At 24.9% G+C, this 18,437-nt stretch carries 23 protein-coding genes; 12 read left to right on the top strand and 11 right to left on the bottom strand.

Features of this window, described 5'->3' with window-relative positions; genetic code table 4:
• Window positions 1–24: 24 nt before the first annotated feature.
• From U744_RS0102755 to U744_RS0102745, 3 genes are read right to left on the bottom strand one after another with little or no spacing between them, the layout of a single operon-like run.
• A complete protein-coding gene (locus U744_RS0102755) occupies window positions 25–723 on the bottom strand; it encodes a 16S rRNA pseudouridine(516) synthase (protein WP_025755565.1) in 699 nt (232 codons plus the stop codon).
• A 4-nt stretch (window positions 724–727) separates the two neighbouring features.
• Entirely contained in the window at window positions 728–1,765 is a 1,038-nt protein-coding gene (locus U744_RS0102750) for a hypothetical protein (protein WP_025755564.1), read from the bottom strand.
• Between the two features lie 38 nt (window positions 1,766–1,803).
• On the bottom strand, window positions 1,804–3,102 hold the full coding sequence (locus U744_RS0102745) for a glucose-6-phosphate isomerase (RefSeq protein WP_036431907.1): 1,299 nt from the start codon (window positions 3,100–3,102) through the stop codon (window positions 1,804–1,806).
• Window positions 3,103–3,274: 172 nt separating this feature from the next.
• On the opposite strand from U744_RS0102745, the gene U744_RS0102740 reads away from it, so the two are divergent.
• The 9 genes from U744_RS0102740 to atpC are packed head-to-tail and all read left to right on the top strand — an operon-like array spanning window position 3,275 to window position 10,259.
• A complete protein-coding gene (locus U744_RS0102740) occupies window positions 3,275–3,727 on the top strand; it encodes a hypothetical protein (RefSeq protein WP_025755562.1) in 453 nt (150 codons plus the stop codon).
• 3 nt (window positions 3,728–3,730) lie between these two features.
• On the top strand, window positions 3,731–4,501 hold the full coding sequence (locus U744_RS0102735; RefSeq protein WP_025755561.1) for a F0F1 ATP synthase subunit A: 771 nt from the start codon (window positions 3,731–3,733) through the stop codon (window positions 4,499–4,501).
• A gap of 18 nt (window positions 4,502–4,519) precedes the next feature.
• Window positions 4,520–4,840: an ATP synthase F0 subunit C gene (gene atpE / locus U744_RS04590; RefSeq protein WP_025755560.1), complete on the top strand. Its 321-nt coding sequence runs from the start codon at window positions 4,520–4,522 to the stop codon at window positions 4,838–4,840.
• A 19-nt stretch (window positions 4,841–4,859) separates the two neighbouring features.
• A complete protein-coding gene (gene atpF / locus U744_RS0102725; RefSeq protein WP_036431904.1) occupies window positions 4,860–5,462 on the top strand; it encodes a F0F1 ATP synthase subunit B in 603 nt (200 codons plus the stop codon).
• The gene (atpH, locus tag U744_RS0102720) at window positions 5,455–6,009 is read left to right on the top strand and encodes an ATP synthase F1 subunit delta (RefSeq protein ID WP_025755558.1); all 555 of its coding nucleotides are present in this window, start codon (window positions 5,455–5,457) and stop codon (window positions 6,007–6,009) included. Before atpF ends, atpH begins: the two co-directional genes overlap by 8 nt.
• Entirely contained in the window at window positions 6,009–7,583 is a 1,575-nt protein-coding gene (gene atpA / locus U744_RS0102715; RefSeq protein WP_025755557.1) for a F0F1 ATP synthase subunit alpha, read from the top strand. Before atpH ends, atpA begins: the two co-directional genes overlap by 1 nt.
• Complete coding sequence (atpG, locus tag U744_RS0102710) at window positions 7,583–8,437, top strand: ATP synthase F1 subunit gamma (RefSeq protein ID WP_025755556.1); 855 nt, start codon at window positions 7,583–7,585, stop codon at window positions 8,435–8,437. Before atpA ends, atpG begins: the two co-directional genes overlap by 1 nt.
• Window positions 8,438–8,448: 11 nt before the next feature.
• On the top strand, window positions 8,449–9,840 hold the full coding sequence (gene atpD, locus U744_RS0102705) for a F0F1 ATP synthase subunit beta (protein ID WP_036431900.1): 1,392 nt from the start codon (window positions 8,449–8,451) through the stop codon (window positions 9,838–9,840).
• Window positions 9,840–10,259 (top strand): ATP synthase F1 subunit epsilon, encoded by a 420-nt coding sequence (atpC, locus tag U744_RS0102700; RefSeq protein WP_025755554.1) that lies wholly within the window; start codon window positions 9,840–9,842, stop codon window positions 10,257–10,259. The genes atpD and atpC overlap by 1 nt, the downstream gene beginning before the upstream one ends.
• 35 nt (window positions 10,260–10,294) lie before the next feature.
• Here the strand turns inward: atpC and U744_RS0102695 are convergent, their stop codons facing one another.
• The 8 genes from U744_RS0102695 to U744_RS0102660 are packed head-to-tail and all read right to left on the bottom strand — an operon-like array spanning window position 10,295 to window position 16,877.
• A complete protein-coding gene (locus U744_RS0102695) occupies window positions 10,295–11,302 on the bottom strand; it encodes an MAG0770 family lipoprotein (protein WP_025755553.1) in 1,008 nt (335 codons plus the stop codon).
• The gene (locus U744_RS0102690) at window positions 11,289–12,011 is read right to left on the bottom strand and encodes a pseudouridine synthase (RefSeq protein ID WP_025755552.1); all 723 of its coding nucleotides are present in this window, start codon (window positions 12,009–12,011) and stop codon (window positions 11,289–11,291) included. The genes U744_RS0102695 and U744_RS0102690 overlap by 14 nt, the downstream gene beginning before the upstream one ends.
• Window positions 12,012–12,019: 8 nt before the next feature.
• Entirely contained in the window at window positions 12,020–13,111 is a 1,092-nt protein-coding gene (locus U744_RS0102685) for a nicotinate-nucleotide adenylyltransferase (protein WP_025755551.1), read from the bottom strand.
• Between the two features lie 9 nt (window positions 13,112–13,120).
• A complete protein-coding gene (locus tag U744_RS0102680) occupies window positions 13,121–14,389 on the bottom strand; it encodes a Y-family DNA polymerase (RefSeq protein WP_036431897.1) in 1,269 nt (422 codons plus the stop codon).
• Window positions 14,382–14,801, bottom strand: a complete 420-nt coding sequence (locus U744_RS0102675) for an iron-sulfur cluster scaffold-like protein (RefSeq protein WP_025755549.1) — start codon at window positions 14,799–14,801, stop codon at window positions 14,382–14,384. The genes U744_RS0102680 and U744_RS0102675 overlap by 8 nt, the downstream gene beginning before the upstream one ends.
• Window positions 14,791–15,936: an aminotransferase class V-fold PLP-dependent enzyme gene (locus tag U744_RS0102670; protein WP_025755548.1), complete on the bottom strand. Its 1,146-nt coding sequence runs from the start codon at window positions 15,934–15,936 to the stop codon at window positions 14,791–14,793. The genes U744_RS0102675 and U744_RS0102670 overlap by 11 nt, the downstream gene beginning before the upstream one ends.
• A 7-nt stretch (window positions 15,937–15,943) precedes the next feature.
• Window positions 15,944–16,405 (bottom strand): hypothetical protein, encoded by a 462-nt coding sequence (locus U744_RS0102665; RefSeq protein WP_025755547.1) that lies wholly within the window; start codon window positions 16,403–16,405, stop codon window positions 15,944–15,946.
• Window positions 16,389–16,877: a transcription antitermination factor NusB gene (locus U744_RS0102660; RefSeq protein ID WP_025755546.1), complete on the bottom strand. Its 489-nt coding sequence runs from the start codon at window positions 16,875–16,877 to the stop codon at window positions 16,389–16,391. The genes U744_RS0102665 and U744_RS0102660 overlap by 17 nt, the downstream gene beginning before the upstream one ends.
• A gap of 282 nt (window positions 16,878–17,159) precedes the next feature.
• On the opposite strand from U744_RS0102660, the gene rpsD reads away from it, so the two are divergent.
• The 3 genes from rpsD to U744_RS04250 all read left to right on the top strand — a co-directional run bounded on the left by rpsD (window position 17,160) and on the right by U744_RS04250 (window position 18,368).
• Window positions 17,160–17,765 carry a 30S ribosomal protein S4 gene (gene rpsD / locus U744_RS0102655; protein ID WP_025755545.1) on the top strand — a complete coding sequence of 202 codons (606 nt, stop codon included), beginning with the start codon at window positions 17,160–17,162 and terminating at the stop codon, window positions 17,763–17,765.
• A gap of 22 nt (window positions 17,766–17,787) precedes the next feature.
• Window positions 17,788–18,003, top strand: a complete 216-nt coding sequence (gene rpmE / locus U744_RS0102650; RefSeq protein WP_025755544.1) for a 50S ribosomal protein L31 — start codon at window positions 17,788–17,790, stop codon at window positions 18,001–18,003.
• Window positions 18,004–18,080: 77 nt separating this feature from the next.
• Window positions 18,081–18,368, top strand: coding sequence for a hypothetical protein (locus tag U744_RS04250; RefSeq protein WP_025755543.1), 288 nt, complete (start codon window positions 18,081–18,083; stop codon window positions 18,366–18,368).
• The last annotated feature ends 69 nt before the right edge of the window (window positions 18,369–18,437 follow it).

The raw sequence follows: 18,437 nt of genomic DNA, 5'->3' as shown, positions 1-18,437 counted from the left end.
TATAACTAGTTTGTTATAACTTTTTTAATTTAATTTTTTAAGAGATAAAATTTCTTCATTTGTTAAATATCTTCATTGTCCTTCTAATAAATTATCATCAAGACTTACATGACCAAATTTAATTCTTTTTAAATTTTTAACTTCAAGCTCATGTTCAAAAAACATTCGTTTAATTTGATGAAACTTTCCTTCACTTATAGTTAAAAAGCATTTATTTATATTTATTATTTCGAGTTTGCCAGTGACTAATTCACCTTTTCCAATGTAAACTCCATTTAAAAATTTTTGAACTAAATCATGATTTATTTCTTTATTAAGTTCAACATAATATTTTTTGTTAACATGATTTTTAGGAGAAAGCAGTTTATGTCCTAATTTATTATCATTTGAAAGAATAATCAATCCAGTTGTATTTTTATCTAGTCTACCTCAAATTGACAAATTTTTTTTAGGAATATTTTGGTCAATTAAAGAAAAAATAGTTTTTGAATTTAGATCTTTAGTTGCACTAATATAACCTTTTGGTTTATTTAACATAATATAAATTAGATTATTTCAATTGATTTTATTACCATTAATAATTATTTGATCATTTACCTGGATTTTTTGACCAATTTTGGCTAAATTTTTATTTACAAAAATTTGTTTATTTATAATTAATTTTTTAATTTGTGATCTAGAGTAATTAGTATTTTCACTTAATATTTTTTCAATGCGTTTCATTAGTTTAATTAATTGTTTTGATTATTTTTTCTAATTTATCCAAAAATTTATTATTTTTTAATTTTAAATAGTTTGTTATTTGAATTAATTGATTTAAAATTCATTTTTGAAAAAGATTTTTTGTTAATTGAAAATTATTTTGTTCAAGATTTTGATTTGAATATAATTTTGCAAAAAGAGCATAAATAACATTTTCAAAGGGGATAATGTCAAAATTTAAATCTTGGTGTAAAAAAGTCTCAATTTCTTTAATTCGGTTGCTTAAAATGGTTGCTACACTATTTTTTTCTTTGATTTGTTTTCCAATTTCATTTAAAATTATAATCTTTGCTTTTCCATAATTGTTAGCATTATTTTTCTTGAGTTCTAAAATTAAATGGTTAGTTTCTAAATTTAAAAAAGACAAATTTAAAAAAGAAGGATTTTCAATTTCAGTTTTAATTTCTTTTACTATTTTTTCAATATTTTCTTTATTAATCTCAAAAGATTCATTTGTGTATGTTTCAATATTTAAATTAATTAAATCACTACTTCTTGTATCGCCATTGTATTTTACTAAACATTCTTCAGAATTAATTACTTGATTTGTTCGAATATAATGTAAGTGAAATACAGGAATTTTTTTAAATCCTTCAATTCTATATTTTTTAGGATAAACTGCATCTTGATAAATTGATTTTTTAAATCTTCAACCTACATAAATATCTGCATAATTTCATCCAACATTTTGTTCAATTCTTTGCACATTTGAAACTAAAGTTAAATTGGTTTTTGGATCAATAAATTCATTTCCTACAATTCATCTTGCACAATCCAAGGCTTCAGCTGTGTAATGATTTATTTGCTTATTTTTATTTGGAATTTTTATTTGTGGTTGTTGTTTTTCAATTAAAGTTTTATCAATTATTTCTTTAATTTCTTTTAATTCAGCAAATGAACTTTGAAAGTTTGGTTTTCTATCACATGCAAAAGAAATAGTTGAAATAAGTGAAATTGGTGTTATTATCTGTAAAAAAAATTTAAACCATAATTTTAAAATCATGTATCAACTTATACAAAAAGTTTAATAACTTAAATTTTCTATTTTTTAAGTAATTCAAACATGTTTTTTTTGTATACCTCAACACCAGGTTGATTAAATGGATTAACACCAAGTAAATAAGCACTCATGGTGACAGCTCTTTCAAAAAAGTAAAATAAGGCACCAAGAGATTGTTCTGAAAAATCTTTAAAAATAAGCTGTAAATTTGGAACATATCCAATTTCTGAATGAGCCTGAATGGTCGCTTCTAAAACAGTATTGTTAACTGAATGTAAATTTTTATTTTCTAAATAAGATAATTTATCAGGATCGCCAAGAGCTGTTTTTAAAACTAAATCATCAGCAACTTTATCAACTGAAAGAATAGTTTCAAATAAAATTTTATTTCCATCTTGCACCATTTGTCCTAACGAATGCAAATCAGTTGTATATGTTGCTGATGAAGGTCACAATCCTTTTCCATCTTTTCCCTCACTTTCACCAAAAAGTTGCTTTCATCATTCACAAAAATATTGTAATTTAGGTTCATATGTTACCATTAATTCCACAACATAATTTTTCTTTTTGTGCAAATAATAACGCATAGCTGCATACAAATAAGCTAAGTTTTTTTCAATTAAACTATCAGTTAATTCATAATAAGTAGTTCGCGCACCTTCTAAAATTTTGTGAACATTAATTCCAGCACAAATAAATGGAAATAAACCAACAGCAGTAAGCACAGAAAAACGTCCACCAACATCATCTGGGACAACTAATTTTAAATATTCTTTTTTGCTGGCAAATTCATTTAAAAGACCTTTATTTTTGTCAGTTGTTGCTACAATTAATTTAGTTGAATCTTTAGAAGTTTCCTTTTTTTCAAGCAACATACGAAATTCTCTAAATGCTACTGAAGGTTCTAAGGTAGTTCCTGACTTTGAAATTACGTTAATAGCAAATTTTTTGTTACGTACATAATTTAGTTTTTCAATTAATGCACTAGAAGAAAGATCATTTCCAGCAAAAAGTAATTCCATCCTTGGTTTTTTAATTGAATATGGACCATAAATAAAATCATATCCAGTTTTTGCTCCAAGATATGAACCTCCAATTCCAATTACAACAACGACTTCAACACCCATTTTTTCTCATTGTGCTGCTTTTTGTTCCATGATTAAAAGTTCATTTTTATCATAATTTATCGGTAAGTCAAATCAACCAAGTCAATTTTTTTCTTTTACAGTTTTATTTATTACTGATTCATGAATTTCATTAACATTTGTTTGCAAGTTATAAATTTCATTTAGATTAATCAAAGAATTATTTGTTTTTAATTGTAAATAAGTTAATTTCATTTCAACCCCATTAAAATTTACTTTTTTCTTTTTTTATATTATATTACAAAAAATAAAATATATTTTTAATGCATTTTTTAATATTTTTATCTAAAATTAGAAAATCTTAAAAATTAATTATTTAAAAAAAATAAAAGTAATAAAATAATGTTAGCAAATAAAGGAGAAAGCAATGAAAAAGGTGAAAAACGAAAAAATCACTGATATTGTTTTTGTTATTGTTTTTTTGTTTTTTTCAATAATTTTTGCAATTGTGAGTTATTGAAATTACGGAATATTCTTTGGTTTTGCTATAGGTGGATTATTGATTTATTTATCAATTAAAATTAATGAATTAATTTCAAATCAGGCTGTTTTTTCAAATAGCATAAAAAAAGTTATGATGATAATTTTTTTGAAAAATATTTTTTTTTATATTTTAGTTGCACTAGTTTTACTAGTATGTTTGATTATTAACAAGCATTTTGTTGAAAAACAATATTTTCAAAATTTAAATTTAATTAAATTCTGATTTTATTTAGATAAACCAATTAATATGTATGGATTTTGTATTGGGGCATCTATGCCTTTGTGAACAAACATCATAGCAAATTATTTGCTTAATAAAAAAAATAAAGGAGGGTAATAAATGAACGATTTTAGTAAAAAACTATGAGCATGAAATCAACCTCAATTATTTTCGCTAATTTTAGCTGTTTTAATTATTTGTGGTTTTTGTGTTTTTGCTTATTTTAAAATTAAAAAAACAAAACCAAGTGAAGCTCCTAAAGGGGTAGTTTTACTAGCGGAAATGTATGTAACTGCTATTGATCAAACTTTTGATGAAACTGTTGATGGTAAATTACCCAATGCAAGGCATTATATTTTTACTTTATTTACTTTACTCTTAGTTGGAAATTTGCTTGCTCTTTTTGGTTTTGAACCGATCGGAACTTCATATTCAATCCCTTTAACGTTAACAATTGCATCATGATTTGGTATTTTTGTCACCGGATTTATTTATCAAAAATTTAAATACTTAAAAAAATATTTAAATCCTTTTGATATCATTGGAACTGTTGCACCTCTTATTTCACTTGGTTTTCGTTTGTATGGAAACTTAATTGGTGGAGGTGTTGTGATGTTTTTAATTTATTCAATTTTTGGGTATATTTGAACTCAAATTCCAAATATGGGAAATCATAAGTGATTTTTCCTTGCTCCAGTGATTACCCCCTTTTTTCATTTTTATTTTGATATTTTTGAATCGTTAATTCAATCTTATGTTTTTGCAGTTCTTACTATGAATTATTGATTAGCAGAAACTGGTGAAAATCAAGAAAAAGAAATCAAAAAAACAAAAGTTAAAAGTAATTTTAAAAGAATTAAAATAAATCGTAAATTTAAAACAAGTTATTAAAAAACATGGAGGTTTAAAATGATTGAACAAGTAACAAAAGTATTTGAAGAAACAACAAATGCAGTACAACAAAGCACTGAAAGTTTAAGTTCAGGATCAGCAAATGCAATTAAATATGGTCTAGTGGCAATTGGAGCAGGAGTTGCTATGGTTGGAACTTTTGGTTCAGCAATTGGACAAGGTTATGCAACTGGAAAATCAGTAGAAGCCATTGCAAGAAATCCTGAAGCACTTAGTAAAATTCGTTCAATGTTTATTTTGGGTGCAGCTGTTTCAGAATCAACTGCAATTTATTGTTTAGTTATTGCTTTTCTTCTTTTCTTTTTAGGAACCAATTAGAAAGTAAGGTATTAAAATAATGCCTCAAGAGATTATTAAATTATTTAATCAAAATATTTCAACGGTTGCAATTGATGCAAATAACAAAGATTTGCCTACATCAATTACAGAAAAATTTGAAGCAATTTTTCCAAGTATTCCATTAATGATTGCAACTGTTATTGCTTTTATTATTATTTTTGTTTTTACTTATGTATTTTTAAAAAAACCAATTGCTCAGATTATTAAAAAAAGACAACAATTTATTCAAGACAATATTGATAGTTCAGTAAAATTAAAAGAAGAATTAATTGAAAAAATTAATGAATCAAATACTATTTTGGAAAATTCAAATAAGCAAGGTGAAAAAATTGTTAACCAAGCAAAATTAAGAGCTGAACAAGTTGTTATTAATTTCATGGCAAAAGCCAAACATGACTCTAAACAACTAATTGAAGAAGCACATTTAGACATTGAAAAACAAAAAAAAGAATTTGAAGAAAATTCAAGAAAAATAGTTGCACTTACAGCAAAAGAATTAGCTGAAAAAATTCTAAAAAAGGAAGTTTCTCAACAAACACAAGAAGAAATTATTGAAGCTTTTTTAAATAATGATGATCATAAGGATTTAAATAATGCTTAATAAAACAAATGTTAAAGGTTATGCAATAGCTCTTTTTGAATTAGTTAAGGAAATCAATCAATTTGAATTAATTCATGAACAAATGGAAAATTTATTAAAAATTTTTAAGCAAAATCCTGAATTAATTGATTTTTTAAACAATCAATTTATTTTACAAAATGTTAAATTAAAATTAATTGATGATATTTTAATTGGTTTTAATTCATTAATTAAAAATACAGTTAAAGTTATTTTGGAACGTAAAATGATTGCACATATTAAAAAAATAATTATTCACTATTTAAAAATTTCAAATGAAAAATTAGAAATTATTTTTGTAAAAATTGTTACTGCGAGTCCTATTTCAAAACAATTACTTGATAAAATTATTATTAAATTGCAAGATAATTATCAACAAAAACTTGAAATAAGAAATTTAGTTGATCCTTCATTAATTTCAGGTTTTCAAATTATTTTTGATAGTTCAATTATTCAGAATAATTATAAAAATAGTTTAAATAAATTATTAAATGAAATTATTGTTGATAAATCACAAGGGAGCTTTTAATGAAGTTAAAATTTGATGATATTTCAATTATTATTAAAGATCGTATTAAAAATTATGATTTAAAAATTGATCAATCTGAAATAGGTAAGGTAATTTCAATTGGTGATGGAATAGCTTTGGTTTCAGGAATTGAAAACGTAATGAATTCAGAAATTGTAGTTTTTGAAAATGGAATTTATGGATTAGCACTAAATCTTGAAGAAGAAACTGTAGGTATTGCTATTTTTGGAGATGCCAATTCAATTTCTGAAGGTGATATTGTACATAGAACTAATAAAGTTATTTCAGTTGAAGTTGGAGATGAGTTGCTTGGAAGAGTTGTTAATGCTTTAGGTCATCCAATTGATGGTAAAGGTGAAATTAAATTTACCAAAACAAGCGAAATTTTTAAAGTTGCCAGTGGTGTTATGTCTCGTGAGGAAGTCAATCAACCACTTGAAACTGGAATTATTGCAATCGATTCAATGATTCCAATTGGAAAAGGGCAAAGAGAATTAATTATAGGTGATAGACAAACTGGAAAAACTGCAATCGCAATTGATACAATTATCAATCAAAAAGGAAAGAATGTTTATTGTGTATATGTTGCAATTGGACAAAAAAATTCAACTGTTGCACAAATTGTAAAAAAACTTTCAGATGCAGACGCCTTAAAATACACAACTGTAGTAGTTGCAGGAGCTAGTGAATTAGCTCCTCAACAATATATTGCACCATATACTGGAGTGACAATTGCTGAGGAATGAATGAGTCAAGGGAAAGATGTTTTAATTGTTTATGATGATCTTTCAAAACATGCAATTGCATATCGTACTTTGTCACTTTTACTTCGTCGTTCACCTGGTAGAGAGGCTTATCCAGGGGATGTGTTTTATTTACATTCACAATTGCTTGAACGAGCAGCTAGATTAAATGAAAAATATGGAGGAGGTTCAATTACTGCATTACCAATCATTGAAACTCAGCAAGGAGATATTTCAGCTTATATTCCAACTAATGTTATTTCAATTACAGATGGTCAAATTTTTACTCGAGAATCACTTTTTAATTCAGGACAAAGACCTGCAGTTGATGTTGGATTTAGTGTTTCTAGAGTTGGATCTGCAGCACAAATTAAAGCAATGAAAAATGCAACTGGATCTTTAAAATTAGAATTAGCTCAATATAATGAAATGCTTGCATTTGCTCAGTTTGGTTCTGATTTGGATGATTCAACTAAAACTATTTTAGAACATGGTTCAAAAGTTTATGAACTTTTAAAACAAGAACAATACGCTCCAATTTCACAAGCAGCTCAAGTTATTATTTTAACTGGTGTTAAAGAAAGAATTATTAATATTTTACCAAAAGAAAGAATGCGTGATTTTCGTGATCATATTTTAAAAAATATTGAACATAATGGTAAATTAGCTTTTTTATGCAAAGAAATTGAGAAAAAAGGTTATATATCAACTGAAAATTATCAATTGATTTGCAACGAATTGATTGATATTGCTCAAGGTATTGTAAAATTAATTCCAGGATATGATTCAAAAAATTACAAACCAATTCCTGAAAAATTATTAGGTAAATAATGTCAAATTTAAATACAATTAAAAATCGTATCGGAGTTGTATCAAATACCAAAAAAATAACCAAAGCAATGCAATTGGTTGCTACTGCAAAATTACAAAGAGCACGTAAAGAAATTGAAAGCATTCGTAATTATCGAAAATTACTTGAAGAAACTTTTGATGAATTAATAAATCAAACTTCAGCTGATGAATTTGCTAGTGCATTTACTTTAAATGAATCAGTTAAGCGTAAACTTTACATTGTTATAACTTCAGACATTGGACTATGTGGTTCATATAATTCAAATATTTATGCTCAAATGGATAGAAATATTTCACAAGATGATTTAGTTATTTTTGTAGGAAGCAAGGGGTATTTGAATTCACATTTGTTTGTAAATAAAAAAAATATTGTTGATAAATATTTTCTTGCTCAAGATAAGTTTAGCTATGAAATTTCTGAAGCATTAACTAAACATGCTATGAATTTATATTTTGATCAAAAAATTAGCTCAATTAATTTAATTTTTACTGAATTTATTAATAACATTAATCAAGAAGCTAAAACATTACAATTATTTCCATTTGTTAATTTATCTCAAAATAGTAAAAAAAATAATAATATTGATTTTTTACCAAATGCTGAAACTATTTTAAAAAATTCAATTCCACTTTACATTAGTAGTATGATTTATTCACTTGGAAACTTATCAAAAATATCAGAAATGGCATCTCGACGTAATGCTATGGAAAATGCTACAGACAACGCTGAAGAATTAATTGTAAATTTAAATTTAGAATTTAATCGTAAACGTCAAAGTTTAATCACTCAAGAAATAACAGAAATTGTTTCTGGAGCTGATGCAACTAAATAAGGAGGTTAGTAATGCAAAATAAAGGTACAGTTGTTCAAATTCTTGGGCCAGTTGTAGATGTGCGTTTTGTTGATGGAAAATTACCAAAATTACTTAATGCATTAATTGTAAAAACTAAAACCCAAACTTTTACCTTAGAAGTTGCTCAACATATTGGTGATGATACTGTTAGAACCATTGCAATGGTATCAACTAATGGACTTCAAAGGGGAATGGAAGCAATCAATACTAATGCACCAATTTCAGTTCCAGTTGGAAATGAAGTTTTAGGACGTATGTTTGATGTTTTAGGAAATCCAATTGATGAGCAACCAGCTCCTGTTGATTCTATTAAAAAATCCATTCACGCTTTGGCACCAAGTTATGAAGATCAAAAAAATTCAAGTGAAATTTTAGAAACTGGAATAAAAGTAATTGATTTGTTAATACCATATGCAAAAGGTGGAAAAATTGGACTTTTTGGGGGAGCCGGTGTTGGAAAAACTGTTCTTGTTCAAGAACTAATAAATAACATAGCAACAGAACACAATGGGCTTTCAGTTTTCGCGGGAGTTGGAGAAAGAACTCGCGAAGGAAATGATTTATATTATGAAATGAAAGCAGCTGGTGTTTTAGATAAAACTGCTCTTGTTTTTGGTCAAATGAATGAACCCCCAGGTGCGCGTATGAGAGTTGCATTAACTGGATTAACTATGGCTGAATATTTTAGAGACGTTCAAAATCAAGATGTTTTATTATTTATAGACAATATTTTTCGTTTCACTCAAGCAGGTTCAGAAGTATCTGCTTTGCTTGGACGTATGCCTTCTGCTGTTGGTTATCAACCAACTTTATCAACTGAAATGGGTCAGTTGCAAGAGAGAATTACTTCAACTAGAAAAGGTTCAATCACCTCAGTGCAAGCTGTATATGTGCCAGCTGATGATTTAACTGATCCAGCTCCAGCAACTACTTTTACCCATTTAGATGCTAAAACAGTGCTTGATCGTGGTATTGCTTCACTTGGTATTTATCCAGCAATTGATCCACTTGAATCATCTTCAAGATTGCTTGATCCTTTAATTGTTGGTATTGAACATTATAATGTAGCACAAAATGTAATTAGTATTTTACAGCGCTTTAAAGAACTACAAGATATTATTGCTATTTTAGGAATTGGAGAACTTTCAGAAGAAGATAAAAAAATTGTTGCACGTGCTCGAAGAATTCGAAATTTTTTATCTCAACCATTTACAGTAGCAGAAAAATTTTCAGGTATTGAAGGAAAATATGTTCCATTAAAAGATACCATTAACAGTTTTAAAGCAATTTTAAAAGGAGAATTTGATAATTATCCTGAAGAATTGTTTAGATATGCTGGAGGAATTGAAGATGTAATTGCTAGAATGGAAAAACAACAGTAATGTCAACTATCCATCTAACAATTACAACTCCTGAAAAAATTTTTTTTGAGGGTGATATTTCAATTTTAACACTTAAAATAGCTGATGGATATATTGGAATTTTGCCAAATATGGTTCCAATTTTTTCAAATATAGAAATTGGCACTTTAATTATTAATTCAAAAAATTCTCCTGATTCAATTAAATGTTATATTGGCAGTGGAATTATTTACACGGATGGAAAAAAAATTAATATTATTACAGATGATATTATTAAAGCAAATGAAATTGATTTAGAAAGAGCAAAAAAAGATTTTAAATTATATGAAAATGAAATTAATAAAGCTAAATCAATTAATGCTGGAAATATTCAAAAAATTGAATTAAAATTAAAAAAAGCTTTAAATCGAATTGATGTTTATAAACAATTTAATAATTAAAAAAGCAACTTAATGTTGCTTTTTTAATTTACAAACTAGTTAATTTGAGCATAAATTTCATTAGCTTGTTTTCAGAGATCTATCATTTTAGAAAATGGTGAATTTTCATCAAAATATCCAAGTATTTTTTCAATTGGATAATCACCATTAAACTGATTGGTTAATTCTTTTACAGATTTTTCAAATTCATCTTTAGCATTATTTAACTGTTTAATAATATTTTTTAGTTCGAAGTTTTCAATTTTATTTATATTTTCATTTAAATATTTTACTAATTCATTTATTTTCTGGTTTGCTATTCCATTTAAATTTGGCACAATAATTGATCATTCTTTTAAAACATTTCCAAGAGCATGGGTATGCTGTATTACTTCATTACCATCAACAATTATTTTTTTTCCTAGTTCATTATAGTCTATACTTTTTAAATCAAAATTGTATCAATGTGATTTATATTCATTTTCAACTGTTTTTAAGCCAGTTTGACTTAATTTTTCATCAAAAATATTACTTTTAGTAAAATTTTCAATTAAATTATTTAAAATTGTATTTTTAAAATAATAAAAAGAGTTACTTTCATTAGGTTGTAATTTATTTTGTTGAATTAAAGCTAGAAGTTCATCATTAATAGCATTAAAACGAATTCAGGCATCAATATATGTATTAATTTTATTTTCTCTTAAATCAGTTTCTTTAAAAAAAGTATTTAAAATATTTTTTTTCAGTTCAAAATTAATATTGCTTTTAATTTTCTCATTAAATTGATTTAAAATACTTGAATATTGTTTTGCTTTTTTTTGAATATTTTCATAATAAAATTGAAATTTATTTAATTTTTCAGAATTTATATCATTAAAAAAATTATTAAATTCAGTGTATTTTTCTTCAAATTTACTATTAATAATTTTAATTTGTTGTTTAAGTTCATTTAATTTGTTCTCTGTTTGCACATCAAAATCAGATTTGCAAGCAGCTTGAATTAATGTTGTTGATAAAACAACTGGGACAAAAAAATAATTAAGTATTTTTTTAATTTTTTTCATTTTTATCTCCTTGAATTCTTACTAAATTTTTAAGCATTTTAATTTCCTTAAAATTTAATTTTCGATATTCTCCAACAGGAATCTTGTCAACTGTAATCCCTGCATATTCAATTCTTTTTAAATTAATAACTAGTTTGTTAACACTTTCAAATATTTTTTTTACATGATGATAAGTTCCAACATGCAAAATAACAAAATAACTTTTTTTATCTGCAGGTAAAATTTGTTGAGTTGAAATTTTCCCATTAATTATTAGTGGTTGATTTATTTTCTTAAGTTCTACTTTAGTTAAAGGTTCATTTAAACGAGCTCGATAAACTCGAATAATTTGATAACTAGGATGAGTTAATTTATTTGCTAATTCTCCATCATTAGTTAAAAGTAACACTCCAGTTGTATCATAATCAAGTCTTCCAACTGGAAAAATTTTATATTGAGTATCAATTAAACTTGTAACAATTGTACGATTGAAATTATCTTTTAATGTACATACTGTTTTAGGGGGTTTATTTAACACAAAATAAACTAAATCTTCAGCTTTAATTTTTTGATTGTCAACTAAAATCTCATCTTTAAAACTAGCTTTATCACCTAAGTTAGCAATTTTACCATTAATCTTTACTCGTTTGTTTTTAATATATACTTCAGCTTCTCTACGTGAACAAACCCCAGCTTGAGAAAGAATTTTTTGAAGGCGATGCAATTCTAATTTCATTGTTATTTTGATAAATACTTTCTATAAATTTTTTCTTGACGTTCACTAAATTTTACATTTTTATTTAAATTATAATTATAAACATATTCAACAACTTTTGAAAAGGCTTGATCTAAATCTTCAAAAGCAAGTTTTCTTAATTTTTGAATACCTTCAAACCTTCTTCCATTTGATATTTTATCACTAATAAATAAAATTTTATCAAGTTTTGAAAGATCGCTATCAGTGCCATCATCTAAAGTTGTATGCACTAAAATAGCATGTAAAATTTCAGGGTCTTGCAATTTGTATCAGTGTTTAGCTCAAATGTATCCACAAATTTGATGTAATTCATGTTTTTGAACATCTTTAAAAGAAGGTTCAAAATAATTAATATAATTTCTTGAGTCTTCTTCACTTCACTCTTTTGCAATATCATGTAAAATTCCTGCTAAATAAGCTTGCTTTGCATTTACATTAAATTTTTTAGCCATTTCTGCCGCAAAATTTCCAGTTGACATGCAGTGTTTTGCTCTTAAAGCACTTAATGTTGAATGAATAATTTTTTCTAAATATAAATTATTGTTTTGAATATAATTCAAAACTTTTAAATCCAAAAAATTTAAATTTCCGCCGCGTATTTCAGTTGATGATATTTTTCAAATTGGATTGTTAAGTAACATGGCATTAAATTTTTTGATGTTTGTTTTATTAATTTTGGCATCTCTTTTGAAAACTACAATTTGCACTAATTTACTAATTAATTCAATATTTTCTCACTTATGTAACTTAGATACATTGTCACTGCCAATTATTAAATATAATTGATCATTTGGATATTTTCTAGCAAAATATTTAACTGTATCAATGGTATAACTTGGACCATTTCTTTTTATTTCAAAATCACTTACTTCCATTTTATTTTTACAAATTAATTTAATCATATTTAAACGATCTAAATTTGAAGCAGGTTTGCTCTTGAGTTTAAAAGGGGAAATATTAGTAGGAACAAAAATTAATTTATCTAATTTTAAATTTTCAATAGCATATTGTGCTATTTTAACATGACCAATATGAATTGGATCAAATGATCCACCAAAAATAGCTATTTTCATAATACTCCTTTAACGTTTTTTAAAAACAAATCCATCAAGAGAAAATTTATTTGCTTTGTTTTCCAGAATTTTAAATTGATTAAATTCTTGTAATGTAGTTATAGCGACTTTATTACTTTTTCGATTGACTAAATTAATAATAGATTGAATTTCATTATTATTATTATTATTTGAAAAATTATTGTTAAATAAATTTAAATTAACTTCTTTATGAAACTCATAAATTAAATCATTAATTCGAATTCCAATTCCAATTATTTTTTGATCCTTAAAATTTTGATTGTATAGGTATCAAATTATTTTAATAATTTCATCATAATCATTTGTATAAAATGAAATTTTCTTTTGTTTAGACTGTCACTTTTTATTGATGTGTCTTACATTTAAAACAATCACATTTCCAATGAGTTTTTTTCTTTTACAACGCATTGTAACTAATTGTATTAATTTTTTAAGTTCAGCAAAAATTTGATCTTTAGTAAGGTTGTAATCAGTGAAAGTTACTTCATTACCAATTCCTTTTGGAATTTCTTCTTTTATTATGATGTGATCATAATGATTTGGATTTAAATTTTCAATTCATTTTCGGTAATTAATTCCTAAAATACTTTTAAACTGAAAGGTATCAATTTTAGTTTCTGATAAATCTCTAATAGTTAAAATACCCATTTCTTTTAATTTTTGAGCACTTGATTTTCCAATGCCATAAAAATTTTCAATTGGTAAATCAAAAAAATGTTTTTGATAGTTTTCTTTTGTTGTCATTCCTATCCCAAATGGTTTATTAATATTAGTTGTCATTTTAGCAAAAAAGCAATTATGTGATATTCCTATAGTGATTGGAATATCAAATTTTTGCAGAATTTCAAATTGAAGTTTTTGAGCTAATTTATAAGCTTGGTTTAAACTAACAACTCTAGATGTAACATCAAGATAACATTCATCAATTGAAATAACTGAAATTAAAGGTGAATAGTTTTCAATAATGTAATTAAAAATTTTTGTTGAAAGAGTAGTATATAAGTCAAAATGTCCTTCAACAAAAATAGTTTTGGGTTCAACTTTTAAAATTTCATAGTTATTCATTCCAGTTTTTAAACCTTTATTTTTAAGTTCATAACTAATTGATGTTGCTAAAAATTTTTTATTTTTACGGCCAACTGCAACTGGCTTGTTTTTTAATTCAGGTCTAATAGTACGAATAGCACTAACAAAATATGAATCAAAATCAATATGAAAGATAATTGATTTATTCTTATTTTTGTTTAAATTATTCATTTTTTACAAAAGCTTTAGTAATCAACAAGGCACATACTAAGCGGTTTAAATGAGTTTTGACATTATAAAAAACTCATAAATCACCAAGTTGTTTAAATTCTTTTTCATTTATTTTGTTTTGCTTAACGAAATTAGTAAAAATATTAATTAAACTAATGATTTCTGTTTTGGTTTTATTTTTAATTAATGTTAAAAAAATATCAGTTGATGCCATAAAAATGGCGCATCCATGCCCATCAAAATTAACCTCTTTTAATATTTCATTTTGAAAATTAGTTTTTAAAATTAATTTATCAGAACATGTATCACTAAAAATAGTTAAATATTTTTCTGGATCAAGCGCAATTTTATTTTTAGGATTTAAGTAGTGATTCATAATAATTTCTCGAGCCTTATTTGCATTAAAATCCATAAAAATCACCTCCATTTTTAAGTTCATTAATTAATAAATCAATATCTTCTTTAGTGTTATAAATTCCTAAACTAATTCGTAAATATGAATATGTATGTTTAAAATTACGTAAATAATGTGCACAAAAAATTCCAGCAATGGTATAAATATTTTTTGTTCCTAAATAAGTTGCCACATCTTGGGGATTGATATTTTTAACATTAATTAAAGCAATATAATCACCTGGTTTTGAAAAAATTTCAATATTTTTTAAACTAGCAAGTTGATCATGTAAATATAAACTCAATTTTTTTAAAATATGTTGAGTTTTTTCATAACCAATTTCATTAAAAAAATCAAGAGATTTATCAAACATAAAAAAACCACCTAAATCAGGAGTGCCAGGTTCAAATCGAATAATTGTATTTTTAATTAATCATTTATTATCAGTTGTAATTTGATTAGTTGCACCACCTCCAAATTTTGTTGGTTTAAGTTTTTTTAGCAATTGTTCTTGAATTGCTAAAACCCCCATTCCAGTTGGTCCATAAAATTTATTACAACTAAAAACAATAGCATGTGCATATTTTAAAGAACATTTTTGATGTACAACACTTTGCGCTGCATCATTAATAACAAAAATATTATATTGAAGAGCTTTCTCTCAAATATGCTCCAAATTTTCTTGATGGTTAAAATTATTTGTTTCCTGGCTTAAGGCAATCAGTTTAGTTTTAAAAGTGATATTTTCAAGAATATTTTCAACTATTTTAATTTTAGCTTTATTTTTTTTTGATAGTTCAATTCAAGGAATTATATTTGAAGAATGATTATAAGCACTCACTAAAATTTCATCTTCACTTGTAATTAATGATTCAATCATATTTGCAAAATAGTTCAATGATTCAGTCGTTCCGCTTGTGAAAATTATTTCATTTTTGCTTGCATCAAGTAATTTAGCAACTTTATTTCTAACTGACTCAATTTTAGTATTAACTAAATTTCCAAGTGGAGTATCAGCTGTTCTTGATGAAATTGAAATATTAGAATAATAATCAATTAAAGCATCAATTGCAATTTGAGGTTTTAAAGCAAGTGCTGCAGAATCAAAATAAATTTTATTTTGTGCAGCAGGAAAATATTTTTTGTAATTCATAAACCTCCTAACGAATTTTTTTAAGTAATCTAATTAAAACAATATTGTAATTTGGCATTTTTTTAAAAATATTTAAAAATTGATAGTAATAATTTCTTTTTTGTTCTTGAATCAAAATTTTATTTGATTTTAAAAAAGGTTGATTTTTTAAAAATACAATTTTAATTTTGCTATTATTCATTTTATATGCCAACTCATAAAAAAAATAATAATAAAAATACTCAATCATTTTTTGATGTTCTAAATTGGTTTTATTTTGATACACTAGATTTAATATAAATTCTTGAATAAAAGTTTCTAAATTTTTTCACTTTTTACCATCAAAAGTAATTCAACTATCAATTTTAGTTTTTTGAATAAGTGAAAGTTTTTCAAACTCTTTTAAAGTAAATTCAATTCGATTTTTTCAAAAGTAAAAATATATTTTGTTGCGACGATTTTGAAAATAAATTTTAATTTTTTTGATCATTATTTTCTTGAAGTGTAATCACTTCTAATTTGATTAGCAATTTATAAAAATTTTGCAAAATCGCATTTACAAATTTATATTGTTTACTATCATGTAAATTAACAATCAAACCTTGATCATTTTTAATTTCTTCTGAATCAAAAAATAATTTTGTAATTTCAATTGCTTCATTAAAAACAATTTTTGGTTGGGTGTAAAAACATTCGCTTGCTGCATTGAGTAAAATTGCACGTGTTACTGGAGATATTCTTTTTCATTTTCAATTACTATTAATCAAAGAGGCTAAACTTTGTTTTAAGAATGTATAGTTTTTAGCAATTGATTCAATTTTTTGAATTTGACTTTGGTCTAAAAAATCATAATTTTCAAATATATCAGTTATATTAATTTCTTGATTTAAAAGTTCATACTGATATAAAACTTGAATTATTTCAATTCTTGATCTTCTGCGGGATTTTTTTTTCATTTCCATAACAAATTCCTCATTAATACTTAGATATTTTTAATTTGTAAATATATTTATAATATTACCATTTTATTGTATTAATTTACTTAGAATTTTTTGAATTTAATTGTTTTAAAATTATGGTTTTATGATAAAATAAATAAGCATAAATTACAGCAGTTTGTTATAAATGATACTAATTTTAATTTGTTTAAATTTGATAGTAAGTATGCTGAAAAACTGAATTCATTAAATTAAAATTACTCATTTAGAAATAAACTTTCTCTTTTTATGCAGAAAAGAGGAAAAATGTCAAGATATAGAGGACCAGTTTTTAAAATTTCTCGTCGTTTAGGTCATTCAGTCCTTGAAACAGGAAAAGAATTTGCTAAAGGTAAAAAAAGAACTTATGCTCCTGGACAACATGGAAATAAAAGAGTAAAACTTTCAGATTATGGATTACACCTTTATGAAAAACAAAAAGTTAAGCACACTTTTGGTGTAAGTGAGAAGCAACTTAGAAAAGCATATCAAAAAGCAATCAAACTTAAAGGAGTTACTGGTACAAACTTACTTCAGCTTCTTGAATCAAGACTTGATAACATTGTTTATCGTGCTGGATTTGCTACAACAAGAAGACAAGCTCGTCAATATGTAAATCATGGTCATTTTACTTTAAATGGTAAAAAAGCAGATATTCCTTCAATGGTTGTTCGTGTAGGAGATATTGTGGAGATGAAAGAAAAACTTTCAAAAAATACACAAATTAAAGAATCAATGGAAACTAAAAATGCTTCAGCATGACTTACTAGAGATAAAGGTAAATTATCAGTTAAGTTGGATCGTTTACCAGAAAGAACTGAAATGCACTCAGAAATTAAAGATGCTTTAGTTGTTGAGTTCTATTCAAAATAGTATAAAAAGGAGAAAAAGCAATATGAAAAAAGATATTCATCCAAAATACAACTATCCAATTAATGTTGAATGCCAAACTTGCAAAAAACAATTTTCATTTGGTTCAGTTAAAGAAAAATTTTCAATTGATGTTTGTTCAGGTTGTCATCCTGTTTATACTGGAAATCGTTCACAATCAAAAGCAACTGGTAGAATTGATAAATTTAATAAAAGACTTGAAAAAAAATCAAACAGATAATATAAGAAAACACAAAGTTTTTCCTTTGTGTTTTTTAGTAGATATTATTTAAATAATCTTTAAAAAGTAAATATATTATGGAAAAACAATTTATTTATGGAATTTTAACAGCTATTTTTACAATTCTAGCAATTTTATTATTTGTGATATATAGAATTTGAATCATTCCTAAAATGCGTAATTTTAAAAAACAACAACTTAAAGAATTTAAAATTAACAATCCAAAAAAAGTCCATTTACAGTATGATCAAACAGGACTTTATTTACCTTCTTGAGAACGTTTTAAATATAATATACCAATAATGTTAGGGATTTGTTGTCTGATTGTTGCATTTTCTTTTTTAGTAAAAATTTTTGTTAATTAAAATTAAAATTATTAAAATATAGTTAAAAAAGTTTAAAAAAACAAGAGATTGTTTTTTTTTTTTTTTTTT

Source organism: Mycoplasmopsis cricetuli ATCC 35279, from assembly GCF_000526955.1.
Classification (GTDB): domain Bacteria; phylum Bacillota_I; class Bacilli_A; order Mycoplasmatales; family Metamycoplasmataceae; genus Mycoplasmopsis; species Mycoplasmopsis cricetuli.
This window is presented reverse-complemented; position numbering and strand designations above follow the sequence as displayed.